The sequence below is a fragment of the Exobacillus caeni genome, from assembly GCF_005747095.1.
Lineage (GTDB): Bacteria > Bacillota > Bacilli > Bacillales > Guptibacillaceae > Exobacillus > Exobacillus caeni.
On sequence record NZ_SWLG01000002.1, the window covers coordinates 91,229 to 106,149 of the forward strand.

Annotated in this window: 11 protein-coding genes; 5 read left to right on the forward strand and 6 right to left on the reverse strand. The window is 43.2% G+C overall.

What is annotated here, in order from left to right; genetic code table 11:
• Nucleotides 1–37: 37 nt before the first annotated feature.
• Both gabT and FCL54_RS03905 read left to right on the forward strand, forming a co-directional pair.
• Nucleotides 38–1,342, forward strand: coding sequence for a 4-aminobutyrate--2-oxoglutarate transaminase (gene gabT, locus FCL54_RS03900; protein ID WP_138123424.1), 1,305 nt, complete (start codon nucleotides 38–40; stop codon nucleotides 1,340–1,342).
• A 25-nt stretch (nucleotides 1,343–1,367) separates the two neighbouring features.
• Nucleotides 1,368–2,759, forward strand: coding sequence for an NAD-dependent succinate-semialdehyde dehydrogenase (locus tag FCL54_RS03905; RefSeq protein WP_138123426.1), 1,392 nt, complete (start codon nucleotides 1,368–1,370; stop codon nucleotides 2,757–2,759).
• A 173-nt stretch (nucleotides 2,760–2,932) separates the two neighbouring features.
• Here FCL54_RS03905 and FCL54_RS03910 read toward each other — a convergent pair whose 3' ends face one another.
• The 6 genes from FCL54_RS03910 to FCL54_RS03935 all read right to left on the reverse strand — a co-directional run bounded on the left by FCL54_RS03910 (nucleotide 2,933) and on the right by FCL54_RS03935 (nucleotide 9,912).
• A complete protein-coding gene (locus FCL54_RS03910) occupies nucleotides 2,933–3,580 on the reverse strand; it encodes a cyclase family protein (protein ID WP_246055127.1) in 648 nt (215 codons plus the stop codon).
• A 55-nt stretch (nucleotides 3,581–3,635) separates the two neighbouring features.
• The gene (locus FCL54_RS03915; RefSeq protein ID WP_138123428.1) at nucleotides 3,636–4,436 is read right to left on the reverse strand and encodes a carbon-nitrogen hydrolase family protein; all 801 of its coding nucleotides are present in this window, start codon (nucleotides 4,434–4,436) and stop codon (nucleotides 3,636–3,638) included.
• 3 nt (nucleotides 4,437–4,439) lie between these two features.
• Nucleotides 4,440–5,813, reverse strand: a complete 1,374-nt coding sequence (locus FCL54_RS03920; protein ID WP_138123430.1) for a purine-cytosine permease family protein — start codon at nucleotides 5,811–5,813, stop codon at nucleotides 4,440–4,442.
• A gap of 97 nt (nucleotides 5,814–5,910) precedes the next feature.
• The gene (locus FCL54_RS03925) at nucleotides 5,911–7,368 is read right to left on the reverse strand and encodes an aldehyde dehydrogenase family protein (RefSeq protein WP_138123432.1); all 1,458 of its coding nucleotides are present in this window, start codon (nucleotides 7,366–7,368) and stop codon (nucleotides 5,911–5,913) included.
• Nucleotides 7,369–7,372: 4 nt separating this feature from the next.
• Complete coding sequence (speB, locus tag FCL54_RS03930; RefSeq protein ID WP_138123434.1) at nucleotides 7,373–8,359, reverse strand: agmatinase; 987 nt, start codon at nucleotides 8,357–8,359, stop codon at nucleotides 7,373–7,375.
• 140 nt (nucleotides 8,360–8,499) lie between these two features.
• A complete protein-coding gene (locus FCL54_RS03935) occupies nucleotides 8,500–9,912 on the reverse strand; it encodes a sigma-54 interaction domain-containing protein (RefSeq protein ID WP_138123436.1) in 1,413 nt (470 codons plus the stop codon).
• Nucleotides 9,913–10,189: 277 nt separating this feature from the next.
• On the opposite strand from FCL54_RS03935, the gene FCL54_RS03940 reads away from it, so the two are divergent.
• The 3 genes from FCL54_RS03940 (at nucleotide 10,190) to FCL54_RS03950 (ending at nucleotide 14,878) form a co-directional block, all read left to right on the forward strand.
• Nucleotides 10,190–10,591, forward strand: coding sequence for a hypothetical protein (locus FCL54_RS03940; RefSeq protein WP_138123438.1), 402 nt, complete (start codon nucleotides 10,190–10,192; stop codon nucleotides 10,589–10,591).
• 391 nt (nucleotides 10,592–10,982) lie between these two features.
• Nucleotides 10,983–11,642: a TetR/AcrR family transcriptional regulator gene (locus FCL54_RS03945; protein WP_171016673.1), complete on the forward strand. Its 660-nt coding sequence runs from the start codon at nucleotides 10,983–10,985 to the stop codon at nucleotides 11,640–11,642.
• Nucleotides 11,643–11,683: 41 nt separating this feature from the next.
• Nucleotides 11,684–14,878, forward strand: coding sequence for a bifunctional cytochrome P450/NADPH--P450 reductase (locus tag FCL54_RS03950; RefSeq protein ID WP_138123442.1), 3,195 nt, complete (start codon nucleotides 11,684–11,686; stop codon nucleotides 14,876–14,878).
• The last annotated feature ends 43 nt before the right edge of the window (nucleotides 14,879–14,921 follow it).

Here is a 14,921-nt window from a genome sequence, read left to right on the forward strand (position 1 = left end):
CATGAAAGTAAGAATAGAATGATGAAGGAGGATTACCATGACCAATACGACTTTAACGACGAAAGAGTTGCAGGAAAAGAGAAAGAAGTATGTTCCAAAAGGTGTGAGTAACGGCAATTTGAATTTTGCAGACCATGCTTCAGGAGCAACGATCACTGATATCGAAGGGAACGACTGGATCGACTTCGCGGGGGCGATCGGCACATTGAACGTTGGCCACAGCCATGCTAAGATCACCGAGGCTGTAAAAAAACAGGTGGATAAATTCTTGCATCCCGGATTCAATGTGATGATGTACGAAGGATACATTACGCTTGCTGAGAAATTGTGCCAGCTTACACCCGGGGATTTTGATAAGCAGGCTATTTTCTTCAATTCAGGAGCAGAAGCTGTTGAGAATGCTATAAAAGTTTCCCGTCGGTATACAGGAAGACAGGCTGTCGTTTCTTTTGTTCGCGGTTATCATGGAAGAACAAATCTAACGATGGGCATGACCAGTAAAGTAAAACCATACAAGTTTGGTTTTGGACCATTCGCACCTGAGATTTACCAGGCACCGTTCCCTTATTTGTATCATGAACAAAAGGAAATGACAGAAGAAGCATATATCGATCTAAAGATTGAAGAGTTTAAAGACTTCTTTATTACTACAGTCGCTCCAGAGACCGTTGCGTGTGTGGTGATGGAACCGGTTCAGGGTGAAGGCGGGTTTATTATTCCTCCGAAAAAATTTGTTCAGGCTGTTAGTGAATTCTGTAAAGAACACGGTATTGTCTTTATCGCCGATGAAATTCAAACCGGATTCGGCCGGACAGGAAAACTTTTTGCAGTTGAACATTTTGATATAATCCCTGACTTGATCACTGTATCCAAGTCTTTAGCAGCAGGGTTGCCTTTAAGTGGCGTTGTTGGAAAAGAGGAGATTCTAAACGTTGCCGACCCGGGTGAATTAGGTGGAACCTACGCTGGGAATCCTGTGGCCTGTGCTGCTGCACTCGCTGTCATCGAAGTGATAGAAGAAGAAAATTTGCTTGAAAAAGCAGAAAACATTGGGAAGAAGATCGAATACAAGCTAAAGGAACTAGAGGAACAGCATGACTTCGTTGGCGAGATCCGGCGCCTCGGTGCGATGGTTGCTGTTGAAATCATCGAAGACCGTACCACTCAAAAACCGGACAAAGCAAAAACAGCAGAGATTGTGAAGTTTGCGAATGCAAATGGCCTCTTACTTCTATCTGCCGGAACAAAAGGTAATGTCATACGTTTTCTTGCACCGTTAGTCATCACAGAGGATGAATTAGCGAAAGGGTTATCGATCTTAGAGAAAGCATTTCAATCATAATGACAGAGAAGCGGGGTACGTCCAGATGACAAAGTCTTTCAAGGTAAAGAATCCGGCCACAGGCGAGCTGGTTTCGGAAGTGAATATCAACTCAAAAGAAGAGATAGAACAAGCATTGGAGAATGGGCACCTAAGCTTTAAAAAGTGGTCCAAAATTAACGCTCATACACGATCAGGCTATTTAAAAGATTGGTCCAACAAAATTCAGGAGAATAAAGAAGAACTAGCAAAGTTAATGACCTTAGAAAATGGCAAGCCACTAAAAGAATCCCTTGGCGAGGTTGACTATGCAACTAGCTATATCGATTGGTATGCAGAAGAAGCCAAACGAATATACGGACGAACCATTCCGGCTGCTGCTGAAACGAAGCGCATTATCGTTAGTAAGCAAGCGATCGGACTAGTCGCTGCAATTACACCATGGAATTTTCCGGCAGCTATGATGACCAGAAAAGCGGCCCCTGCGTTAGCGGCAGGGTGTACATTCATTGTTAAACCAGCAGAAGATACACCACTCACTACAATTAGATTAATCGAACTGGCCCACGAAGTTGGAATTCCGACTGATGTCATCCAGTATGTGATTGGTGATGGAAAAGAAGTCGGCGAAATGTTCACGAGCAGCGAATATGTACGGAAGATTACATTTACCGGTTCCACACCTGTAGGGAAGTCCCTGATCAAAAATAGTGCGGATACGATCAAACATGTCACAATGGAGCTTGGGGGACATGCGCCTCTTATCGTAGCGCAAGATGCTGATCTAGACTTTGCCGTGAGTCAAACAATCGCTTCGAAGTTCCGTAATGCCGGTCAAACGTGTGTATGTGCTAACCGAATCATCGTACATGAAGAGGTAGTAGAGGCGTTCTCAGAAAAACTGGCAGAAGAAGTTAAAAAATTAAAAGTCGGTAATGGACTGGAAGAAGATGTCCAAATAGGGCCTATCATTAATGAAAAAGGATACGAAAAAGTCGTTTCGCAAATCGAGGAAGCGATTGAAAAGGGCGCAGAAGTTCTTACTGGAAATGAGTACAACGTGGATAAAGAACAAGGTTGTTTTTTCGTATATCCAACAGTGCTGAAAAACGTTGATTCAACGATGAAAATCATGCAAGAAGAAACGTTTGGACCGGTAGCTCCAATCATCAGTTATAAAGATTTAGAAGAAGCGGTTACGATTGCGAATAATACTCCGTATGGACTTGCAGCCTATTTCTTCACAAATGATTATAAAACAGGAACGTACTTACATGATCACTTAGACTTCGGCATTGTAGGGTGGAACGATGGTGCCCCATCTGCTGCCCATGTTCCATTCGGTGGAATGAAAGAAAGCGGACTTGGACGTGAAGGCGGTATCGAAGGGATCGAGCCATATTTAGAAACGAAATATTTATCGATTGGAAATCTATAAACCTAGGGACATAGGGACAGGTTCCTTGTCCCAGCAAATCTCCAGTACTAAAAATCATTTAAACGAAAGCTGAGAACACACGCCTTGATCAAACGAATGATTAAGGCGTGTGTTCGTTTAAATATTTCATTTCTCAGTAAAAACGCAAAATAATCCTGTATGCCTTTTTGATTCTAATCCATCTCCACTGCAACCGCTCTAACTGGCGATCCGTCAAGTCCCTGTAATTTTAAAGGTAGAGCTATGATAAGCGGATCAGGAAAATCGATTTTATCAAAGTTACAGAAATTCTCTCCGATGATTCCGTTTACCCCTGTGATTGCATCGTGTACAGGGAAAGCCGATCCGTCTGGTGGATCCACGTTTAATGCGTCGATGAAGAAAGTCCTTACTCCTTTTTCTAGCAGGTGAGTGATGATTTCAACAGAGAGATAAGGATGGTTAAAGTATGTTTCGGTACCAATAAATTGCGACCATCCTGTTTGGAAGAGAACGATGTTTTCTGACCTTATATTTTCCAGCTGTTCGGCAACATCTGCAAATGTAATCTCCTCACCTGGCTTTTTTCCTCTCACATCGAGTACAACGCCACGTCCCATGAATTTCACCAGATCTGATTCGTCGATCCGATCGCCTTCCTGCTGAAAGTGGTAGGGAGCATCTACATGTGTTCCGGTATGCGACCCGATATTCAAGGAAGTGACCTGGTAGCCGTCTTTTGCCAGTTCTGCAGCAGGGGTGATGTTCGGCACGGGGTCTCCGGGATAAACAGGGGTTTCAGTTGTTATTGGAATAGATAGATCGATAATTTTTTTGAACAAATTGTTTCCTCCTTATCAAAGGATGAGGGACAAGGGACCTGTCCCTCTGTCCCTCCTACGTCTCATATACGTCGGTTCTTCGTTCTTCCAGCATTGTGAAGAAGCTTTCCTTGATTTCTTTTCGCCATTCTTCATCCAGGGTTGCTGTAATGAGTGTGTCTTCGTATTTAGCTGCAGTCTTAATCGTTTGCCCGTCCGGTCCGTATATGGCTGATTTTCCAAAAAAGGTTAATTCCCCGGATTCGCCTACATGGTTGCAAGCTGCGACATAGACGGTGTTATCGATTGCTCTGGCCGCACCGAACTGGGTGAAAGGAGCATCGTACGGATCTTCCCAGGCGCTCGGTGCAATCAGAATGTCAGCGCCCTTAAGGGCAAGGGCACGTGAAAGTTCAGGGAAGGCCAGGTCCCAGCAAATCATAAGCCCGATTTTTCCGATATCGGTCTGAACCGTTACAAGTTCTGATCCGGCAGTGAAAATTCCTCTTTCTAAGGGAGTAAGATGTATTTTGCGATAGTTAGCTTCAGCATTTCCGTCGGGACCCACCAGTTGGATTGCATTATAAATTTTTCCTTCCGTATCTTTTTCTACATATCCGTAAACGATGTTTACCTCATATTGTTGAGCTGCTTTCCGCATTCTTTGAGAGATGGGTCCGTCTTGTGTTTGTGCAAGTTCTTTTATTTCTGAAGTAAGAAAATAGCCAGTGGCAGCGAGCTCCGGAAAAATGATCAAGCGTGTCTCCGGGTGAGCAATTTTACATTGGTTGACCATGTCTTCCATTTTTTTTATGTTGGAAGCAATGTCACCATTTTGAAAAGCTGCCTGTGCCACAGTAATTTGTTGCGTTTTCATGTTCTATGCCTCCAGCTTATTTGGGATTTCTGGCTCGCTCTTTTTATGGCTAGAAAGTTGCCCGGATGCAGCCATTATTCCGTAGTAAAGACCTCCTGACAGAAGGAAAGTAAGGATTGTAGCTCCGATGCTAAGAGGTTGTACATACGTAAAATAATAAGCGAAAACTGCACCGAGAATGTAAGTGACATAAGCAGCTATATTGATTCCTTTTTGATAGCGGTAAAGCCCTTTGTTGTCATAGGCTATATCCTCTGCATCATAGTGGCCTTTTTTCACTAAGAAAAAGTCCGCTAACACAATAGAAAAAACCGGGATAAACAATGTTGCGATCAATAAGATAAAGTTGAAGAAGTTAGCCATCAGCGTCTCTTTTAAAAGTGCACCAAGCGTACACATGATACCTAAAATAAGCGCTGGTTTCCAGAAACCTGTTTTTGGAAGCACGTTCATGATCGACATTGTCGCACTGTATAGCGCCATCACATTCGTTGAAAGTACTGAGAAGAAGACGACAATTGAAGCGACGAGCCCAAACCCGTATGCAGAAAGAAGAACGGTAGGATCATAGGTTTGTTCCATGTTCGACAGGATACTGAATCCGCTTACAACTGCTCCCAGACCCATTGCGATGAGAGAAGCTAGCAGGTATCCGGAATAAGTAGCCCACATGCCGGTTTTTACAGATTTGCAATAGCGATTAAAGTCACAAACGCTGGACATCCATGAGAACGCAGTTGCGACTACGATATCGAATGCAATGATACCAGAAACTGCAGGATTTTCGCTTACTTCCATTTGAACGAGGGAAGCGACATTATAGGTTGTGAATAGCTTTGCAAACACTACTGCAGATAAAATCAGCATTGCAACGGAAACCCATTTTTCTATGCTCTCAACGCCTCTGTGGCCGTAAATTGTGATCCCTACAACTAGAATCTCTGTCAGGACAACAAACAGGTTAATGTTACTGTAACCTGTAGTATATTCGATGGCATAGTTTAAGCTCAATCCTGCCATATAGGCCTGGATCCAGCTCCATCCAATAAGGACGATGGTGTTAACGATGGCCGGGAGTACTGCGCCCTTTTGTCCGAAAGAAGCTCTCGTCATAACCATCGTCGGCAATCCGGTCCTTGTTCCGATGCTCCCTGTTAAGGCGAGTGGAATTGCGCCGATCGCAGAACCGATTAAAATCGCCAGCATAGCATTTGTAAAAGAAATATCTGGAACAAACATCATCCCTGTCATAACGGATGTGATGACCACGTTGGCAGCCAGCCATAGCGCGAATGTGGAAAAGAAGTTCATACTCCGTTCACTTTTTGATGTCGGACTAATACTGTCATGACCAAATCGTTCGGTAAATTGACTCATATTATTTCCCCCTGGTAATTTAGTTTTAATATTCTGAACATTACGGTTGTGAAAATGAAGCAGGTTCCGTGTTCCCTTATACACGGAACCGTTACTTTTAAAAGTTATACCAGTCAGCTCTTTGCAAGATTCCGGAAGTATTGATATGTTTTACCTCTCTAAATCCGGCAAGGCCATGTGGACCAAGCTCCCGACCGATACCGCTCTGTTTATATCCGCCCCATGGTGCATCAACATACGGCGTATGGTAGCTATTGATCCATATTGTTCCTGCTTTAAGCTTTGATGCTATTTCTTCGGCTTTTCTTACATCCGCAGAAAGTATTCCGGCAGCGAGACCGTATTTTGTACCGTTAGCGAGTTTGACCGCTTCCTCATCGCTTTCAAAACTTTGAACGGTAACCACTGGACCGAAGATTTCTTCCTGTACGATTCGCATCGACTGGTTTACGTTAGTGAAAACAGCAGGAGAAAGGTAGAATCCTGATTCCGCCAGCCGTCTTCCGCCGGTTAATAATGTTGCTCCTTCTTGTTGTCCAACATCGATGTATTGTTCGATTTTATCTAAATGATCCTTGCTGATTACAGGACCCATTTCTGTCTCTTCTTGTAAAGGGTCTCCGATTTTTATGATTTCCAGCTTTTTAGTCAAACGTTCAATAAAAGAATCATAGATGTTTTGATGGATGAGGATTCTTGAAGAAGCAACACAGACCTCTCCTTGATTGAAGAAAGCGCCAAAGATTCCCCACTCAACAGCAGCATCTAAATCAGCATCTTCCCGAATGATGAGTGGTGACTTGCCACCAAGCTCTAAGGACACGCGCTTAAAAGTTCCTGCGCATAACTGGTTTATCGCCTGTCCCGTTTTTGATCCGCCTGTAAAAGATATCTTATCTGTTTCGGGATGTTTCACCAGTGTTTCCCCCACCGGAAGGCCTTCTCCTAAAACAAGATTAAAGACTCCCGGTGGAAAGCCGGATTGTTCAATGAGCTTTGTAAATTTGATTGCTGATAAAGCTGTTAGCTCAGACGGTTTAAAGACTACTGTGTTACCGGCAGCCAGTGCGGGAGCGATTTTCCACATACCAAGTAGAAGCGGGAAGTTCCATGGCACGATTAACGCACAAACTCCGATTGGCTCTTCGATTACTTTGCTTATCGTATCGTCTGGATTTTTCTTTTCTGAACCGGTTTCTTCTCTAACCAGGTCTGCGTAATAGCGAAGGCAAGCTGCAGAATCACTAATGTCGAGCCTTGATTCCCTTATCGGCTTTCCGGTATTCGTTGTCTCTGCAACGGCAAATTCCTCGCTGTTTTCTTCTAATAGATCGGCAAGTCTGTGGATTAACGATATTCGTTTCTCCTTGTTGATTGCCCAATCTGTTTCATCAAACGCTCTCCGTGCAGCAAGAACAGCCTGTGAAGCCTGTTCTTCTGTTGCTTCTTTTATTTCTAAAATTCTTTCTTCGTTGTAAGGATTAATCAACGTTCTGCTTTTTCCATCTCCTGATTGCCAGTTTCCTTCTATAAACAAATACTTGGTGTCGTTCATGTAGTCACTCCTTCGATGCTTTTACAGGTGTATCTCCAATCTGATTAAGAAGCTGATTCCTCTTTTTTAATGCTGTAAGTGTAATCATTTCATACATGACAGAAGATGCGAGGGCAGCAGTTATTTCATTAGCGTCATAGGTTGGTAAAACTTCAACGAGGTCAAATCCAACCACATTCAATCCATCTAAGCCTCTAACATATTCCAATGCTTCATAGCTCGTTGGGCCGCCAACTTCCGGTGTACCAGTTCCAGGTGCAAATGCCGGGTCTACAAAGTCAATATCATAGGAAACGAATACGGGCTTATCACCTGCACGATTATGGATACGCTTCATGACTTCTTCAAAACCCATCTTACGGACATCTTTCATTGGAATAACTTCAAATCCAAGCTCTCTTGCATCCTCGATATCATCAGGGCCATAAAGAGGACCCCTCATTCCAACCTGGATAGAATGATCCATATCGAGCAGGCCTTCTTCAGCTGCTCTTCTAAAAGGAGTGCCGTGCATGTACTTTTCGCCATAATAGTTATCCCAGGTGTCTCCGTGGGAGTCGAAGTGCACAAGCGCGACAGGACCATACTTTTTATGGAATGCTCTTAAGTTCCCAAGTGTGATGGAGTGGTCCCCTCCCATAATGATTGGTGTAACATTCTCTTCAAGAAGAGGAGTTAACTCTTCGACCATATTGTCGTAAGTTCGATGGATGTTACCCGGGATCACATCGATATCTCCGTAATCAACGCCGGAACAATAGTCAAAAATATCGATGTCCATGTCAGGGTTATACGGCCGAAGTAAAGTAGAAAAATTTCTAATGTGGTTTGGGCCTAACCGCTGGCCGGTTCTGTTGGATGCTGCTGTGTCAAAAGGAACGCCAAGAACTGCAAAATCTACGTTCTTTGTTGTCTTGATTTGCTCAAGTCTCATAAATGTACGGACGCCGCAAAAACGTGGCGACTTGGAAGAATCTTTTGGTTGATACATGATGAACCTCCTAGTTAAAGTGTTTATTCTAATAAGATGCAAGTTCCATGCCAACTTTATTGGAGAGAAATGTCCAACATGTGTCAGTGATTTGATTCGTTTTTGAATTAATTTGAATGAGTTCGATTCATTTATGGGTTTTAATTCATTTTTGCATTAATATTGTATTTTTTTAGCTTGCGAACGACGGTTGACTGGCTAAGTCCAAGGTTTTCAGCAATTTCATAGGTGGTCTTATATTGCTTGTATGCACGCTTAAGCCATCGGATTTCTACTTCTTCAAGTGCGTCCTGCAGTGTCTTATGGTTTTCTTCAATCCGGTCGATCGCCCAATTGTTTTCAGAGGCCGGCTTGTCGTTTTGCAGAAAAAAAGGAAGTGTGTCAGGGTATATTGTTCTTGATTCAGCGGTGATAACAAGTCTTTCTACCATATTTTGAAGCTCCCGTACGTTTCCCGGCCAGGAATAGGAAGTGAGTTCTTCAATCGTCGAAGCGTGAAAAAATTTGTTCGTACCATACTTTTTATTTAACTTTTGAAGAAAATAATGGGCCAGCATCAAAATATCCTCATTTCTTTCGCGAAGGGGAGGGATTGTTATCGGTATCACGTTTAGCCTGTAATAGAGGTCCTCCCGAAAGATACCTTCCTTAACCATTTCTTTTAAGTCTTTATTAGTAGAGGCGATCAACCGAAAATCGATATTTTTAGCCTTCATACCGCCGACCCTGGTGATTGTCTTTTCCTGGATGACTTTTAAGAGTTTGGCCTGGACAGCCATTGGAAGCTCCCCGATTTCATCTAAGAAGAGAGTGCCCTTATCAGCCAGCTCAATTAAACCAGCTTTCCCTTTTTTGTTCGCGCCGGTAAAAGACCCAGCCTCATAACCAAACATTTCTGATTCAAATAAAGATTCAGGAATGGCACCACAGTTCACCTCGATAAAACTTTCTTCTTTACGTTCGCTTCCATGGTGAAGGGCACGGGCAAAAACATTTTTTCCTACCCCTGATTCTCCAAGGAACACTACAGTGGCATCCGATTTCGCAACACGCTGGACAAGCTGCCAGATCTGCTGAGTCGCTTTACTTTTCATGACGACATCCTCAAGCTCGTAATCTTTTTCCCTGAGTTCCTGGATTTCCGTTTGATACCGTTGCATCTTTGCTCTTAATTCCTCATAATCTTCTTTTAAACTTTGAATCTCTGTTAAGTCATAGGAAAAGCTGATAACACGGAGTATGCTGCCGTCATCATCAAAGACCGGGAGTCCTGTCGCCATAACATACCGATCTGTTTGAGTTTGTTGAAGAACCTGCATTTCTTTTCTTTCTTTTAAAACCATTTTAGTTATTGATGGCGAAAAAATAGATTCTAATTCAAGGTCATTTACATTCTTTCCTATTAAATAAGAAGGGTCTTTTCCGTATACAGATTTACAGTTTGGGCTGGCTCGTAAAACCGTTCCTTTGCCGTCTGTAATCACTATATTATCTTTTGAAGCCTTTAAAATCGCTTTTAACTCGATTCCTAACAAATCACGTTCGGTGCTCATTGAAAAACCTCCACCTTATTGTCAAATTATTATAATTTTACCATAGGGACATAGGGACAGGTTCCTTGTCCCAAAATTTGATGTGAGAGAGGACAGTTTGTTTAAAATAGCTTGTAATTCTTTCAACAGGTCTTAATCAAACGTTTGATTAAGGTCTAAGAGGGGCGCGAGGAGCCAGGTCCCCTGTTCTTTCCTGGACGGTTGTATATTGTGTATGAAAAAATAGGTTTTAGAACTATTAAAGGGACATAAGAGAATAAGTGAATGGAGGATTATTATGCTGGCAGCGACACATATTCTTGGAGGTGCAGCGGTTTATAAACTTACGGGAAGCAAAGGCTGGATCGGCCTTCCTCTCGCATTTGCCTCCCACTTAGTTCTTGACCGGATTCCTCACTATGATCTAAACATAACATGGAACTTATTTTTAGGTCTGCCCATCATTCTCTTCGTTCTATTCCTGGCGTGGAAGCAGAATGATGCTCTACTTCCTGTGGCAGGGTTCCTTGGTGCTTTACCAGATATTCTGATGATCCTCCAGGTCGGTGGTTTCTTCCATCGTATCCATATGAGCTTCCATTTCGAAGTCTATTACCCTCTTCCAGTTTATTTGTTTTTTATAGAAGGGGGAATTGCTGTTTCATTGCTTTATTATATAAGCAGGGAGAGGGGGAAATAGTGTGGGGACACAGGGACAGGTTCCTTGTCCCAGCGAATCACCAAACACTCTTGATGACAAGCCGGGTTCTTAGGTGATTTATGAGTGGGCATAAACGAGTACAGAACTAACTAAAAACATTTGAATTAAAACGCTAAATAACTCCTGGGTATGATGTTCGGTGTAGGCCTTCGGAATAAACAAGGATTGCAGCTGTGATTGGAATGGATAGATCGATTATTTTTTTTGAAAAATTGTTACCTCCTTATCAAAGAATGAGGGACAAGGAACCTGTCCCTCTGTCCCTTTTTTTTTATGCTGTTTGATGGTAAAATAACAACTAAATGATTTTAATTAATCATTTGATTAATTAATTGGGTATTTCGACTTATGACTGAAGGGAGGGATTATATTGAGTGATGGCAGGTTGAAAAATAACCGTGGAAGGCCTCTAAAGGAGAAAGAGATAGCCAGGTCTGCTCTTATTCAGTCAGCAACCAGGCTTTTTTCAACAAAAGGATTCAAGGAGACAAGTCTCAGGGAGATTGCCTCGGATGCAAACGTGAACATGGCTCTCATCAAGTATCATTTTGGGTCGAAAGCAGCATTGTGGGAAGAAGTGATATCCAACCTTTCATGGACCGTGCTGCAAATAAATGATTTTGAGCTGGATAATGTGGAAGATGCTTTTGAAATGAAGAGACTGCTGGAGAATTTATTCGATCGGTTGGTCGACATGAGTTTTGAACATCGGGAATTCAGTTTGTTCATTATTAATGAAACGGTTCAGCAAGGAGAACGATTTGACCACTTGTTCACTGAGTTGATTCAGCCGTTCCATGATCAAACCTATCCTTTTATTATTAAAGGAATTGAAATGGGCGTGCTGGCCGATCAGCATCCAGAGGAATTGATTGTTATGTTAATGTCGTCTGTCGCTTATCAACAAGCAACCCCTCATGTGATAGGAAAGTTCACTTCAGTCATTAAAGACGAGGCCCGATGGAAGGAAATCACAAAAGAGAGTTTAAAAGTGAATTTTATAAAAGATCCTGATGGTCTCGATTCGTAAAGGTCTATTCAAATTTTTTATCTTGTGAAAGGGTGTTCTTCTTGGAAAAGTTTAACGAAATTCCGCAACCGAAAACATATGGCCCGCTTGGTAATCTTCCACTGGTGGATAAAGACAAACCGATTTTATCCCTAATGGATATAGCAGAAGAACAAGGACCGATTTTCAGAATACAGATGCCGGTCAACAGTACCATCGTTGTGTCTGGTCACGAACTGGTAAGAGAAGTATGTGATCAATCACGTTTCGATAAGAGTATTGAAGGTGCACTTGAAAAAGTCCGCCCTTTTGCTGGAGACGGTTTATTTACAAGCTGGACACATGAGCCCAACTGGCAAAAAGCACACAACATCCTTCTTCCGACTTTCAGCCAGCGTGCAATGAAGGGATATCATGACATGATGGTGGATATCGCTCTTCAACTTGTTCAAAAATGGGGCCGCCTCAATCCCCATGAAGAAGTGGATGTTCCAGAGGATATGACCCGCCTCACGTTGGATACGATTGGATTATGCGGCTTTAACTATCGATTCAACAGCTTTTATCGAGAGACGAACCATCCGTTTATTGTCAGTATGATCCGTGCACTGAATGAATCAATGCATCAAATACAGCGCCTTGATATTCAGGAGAAACTGATGATCAGAACCAAACGCCAATTTCAGCATGATATTCAAAGGATGTTCTCTTTAGTGGATAGCATTATTGCAGAGCGCAAGGAAGAGGAAGGAAATGAAGAGAACGACCTGCTATCCCGCATGTTGAATGTGAAAGATCCCGAAACTGGTGAAATGCTGGATGATGAAAACATCCGTTACCAGATTATAACCTTCCTGATAGCGGGTCATGAAACGACCAGCGGTTTATTATCCTTTGCCATCTATTTTTTATTAAGTAATCCAGAAAAGCTGAAAAAGGCATACGAAGAAGTCGACGAAGTCTTAACAGATGACATCCCTTCCTATAAGCAAGTTCTTCAATTGAAATATGTCCGAATGATCCTCAATGAGTCATTGCGTTTATGGCCGACTGCTCCGGCATTCAGCCTATATGCAAAGGAAGATACCGTGATCGGTGGGAAATACCCCATTAAGAAAGAAGAAGAACGGGTTATGGTCCTGATTCCCCAATTGCACCGGGATAAAGAAGCGTGGGGAGAGGATGCAGATGAGTTTAAACCTGAAAGATTCGCGGATGCAGAAAAAGTACCGAACCATGCCTATAAACCATTTGGAAACGGGCAGCGTGCCTGTATCGGCATGCAGTTTGCCCTGCATGAAGCTACCCTGGTGTTAGGAATGCTCCTTAAGCATTTTGAATTTATCGATCATACGAATTATGAGATGGAAGTAAAACAAACCCTGACACTGAAGCCGAATGATTTTAAGATCAGGGTTAAAACCCGTGAAAACAGCGCCATCCAGCCTTATTTCCAAAAAACAACCGGGGATACAGGGGGTGGAGCAAATGAAAAACAAGAAGATCTTAAGCCTGCTTCCATTAGCGGTGTGAATGATCGCCCATTACTCGTTTTATACGGATCAGACACCGGTACAGCAGAAGGAGTTGCAAGGGAGCTGGCGGATACTGCCACGATGCTTGGAATCCGAACGGAAATCACCTCCCTCAACGATGGGATCGGGAATCTTCCAAAAGAAGGGGCAGTGTTAATTGTTACCTCCTCTTATAACGGAAACCCGCCGAACAATGCCGGTCAATTCGTACAATGGCTGGAAGAATCTGCTCCTGGAGAGTTAGCTGGTGTAAAATATGCTGTCTTTGGCTGCGGCGACCACAACTGGGCAAGTACTTATCAAAATGTTCCCAGGCTCATAGATGAAGAGCTGGAAAAGAGGGGCGCAGAACGTTTCTCCGGCAGAGGAGAAGGTGATGTCAGCGGGGATTTTGAAGAGCAGCTGGATGAATGGAAAAAGAGAATGTGGGACGATGCAAAGGACACATTTGGCCTTAAGCAGCATGAACAATTTAAAAAGGATCGAAGTACTCTGAGCCTTGAATTTGTCAGCGGATTCAGAGGTTCCCCGCTTGCCAGGACGTATGAAGCTGTCAACGCGGATATACTGGAAAATAAGGAGCTTCAATCAGCAAAAAGTGAAAGAAGCACACGCCATATCGAAATAGCCCTCCCTAAGGGATTATCTTACAAGGAGGGAGATCATCTGGGAGTGCTTCCGAAAAACAGCACTGAAAATGTGAACCGGATTCTTAGAAGATTTGGATTGAATGGAAATGATCAGGTTGTCCTTACTGCCAGCGGGCGAAGTGCGGCCCATCTACCGTTGGACCGTCCGGTTGCCATAAACGAGCTCATCAGGAACAGCGTGGATGTACAGGAAGCGGCAACTCGCGAACAAATTCGCGAACTTGCAGCATCTACTGTATGCCCGCCGCATAAGAAGGAACTTGAGCAGTTGACAGAAGAGGGCATCTATCAAGAGACAATTTTGAAAACACGGGTTTCCATGCTGGATCTCCTGGAAAAATACGAAGCATGTGAACTATCGTTCGAGCGGTTCTTAGAACTTTTACCTCCGCTGAAACCGAGATATTATTCCATTTCCAGCTCTCCACAAGTAGCAGAAGACCATCTCAGTATTACGGTTGGAGTGGTGAATGCGCCTGCCTGGAGTGGAAACGGGGAATATAAAGGAGTCGCAAGTAATTATTTGGCTAAGCAGCAGATTGGTGAGGATATCTTATGTTTTACACGAAGTCCTCAATCAGGCTTTCAGCCGCCAAAGGATCCTGAAACACCTGTTATCATGGTCGGACCTGGAACAGGGATCGCTCCTTTCAGAGGATTCCTTCAAGCCCGCAGCATACAAAAGCAGAAGGGACTAGAAGTAGGAGAGGCCATCCTTTACTATGGCTGCAGAAATCCAGAACTTGATTTTCTCTATCGTTCTGAACTGGAAGAGGCAGAGAAACAAGGGATCGTCTCGTTGAGGATTGCCTATTCCCGTTTGGAGAACCATCCCAAAACCTATGTACAGGACATCATGAAACAGGATGCAAACAAACTTATTTCATTATTGGATGAAGGTGCCCATCTCTATATCTGCGGTGATGGAAGCAAAATGGCACCTGAGGTGGAAACAACACTAATGGATGCCTATCAGGAACATCACGGTGTGGGTGAACAAGAGTCGAAAAAATGGCTTGCAAGCTTACAAGAAGAAGGGCGCTACGCAAAAGACGTATGGGCTGGAGTATAATTCAAATAACTAATGGTGCCAGGCACCGCTCGTGGACAGTTGT

What these genes read in the sequence shown, in the direction of transcription:
- FCL54_RS03915 (WP_138123428.1), bottom strand. Translation starts at nt 4,436, where the DNA reads ATGAAAACGCAACAAATTACTGTGGCACAGGCAGCTTTTCAAAATGGT.
- FCL54_RS03905 (WP_138123426.1), top strand. Translation starts at nt 1,368, where the DNA reads ATGACAAAGTCTTTCAAGGTAAAGAATCCGGCCACAGGCGAGCTGGTT.
- FCL54_RS03940 (WP_138123438.1), top strand. Translation starts at nt 10,190, where the DNA reads ATGCTGGCAGCGACACATATTCTTGGAGGTGCAGCGGTTTATAAACTT.
- FCL54_RS03935 (WP_138123436.1), bottom strand. Translation starts at nt 9,912, where the DNA reads ATGAGCACCGAACGTGATTTGTTAGGAATCGAGTTAAAAGCGATTTTA.
- FCL54_RS03925 (WP_138123432.1), bottom strand. Translation starts at nt 7,368, where the DNA reads ATGAACGACACCAAGTATTTGTTTATAGAAGGAAACTGGCAATCAGGA.
- FCL54_RS03920 (WP_138123430.1), bottom strand. Translation starts at nt 5,813, where the DNA reads ATGAGTCAATTTACCGAACGATTTGGTCATGACAGTATTAGTCCGACA.
- speB (WP_138123434.1), bottom strand. Translation starts at nt 8,359, where the DNA reads ATGTATCAACCAAAAGATTCTTCCAAGTCGCCACGTTTTTGCGGCGTC.
- gabT (WP_138123424.1), top strand. Translation starts at nt 38, where the DNA reads ATGACCAATACGACTTTAACGACGAAAGAGTTGCAGGAAAAGAGAAAG.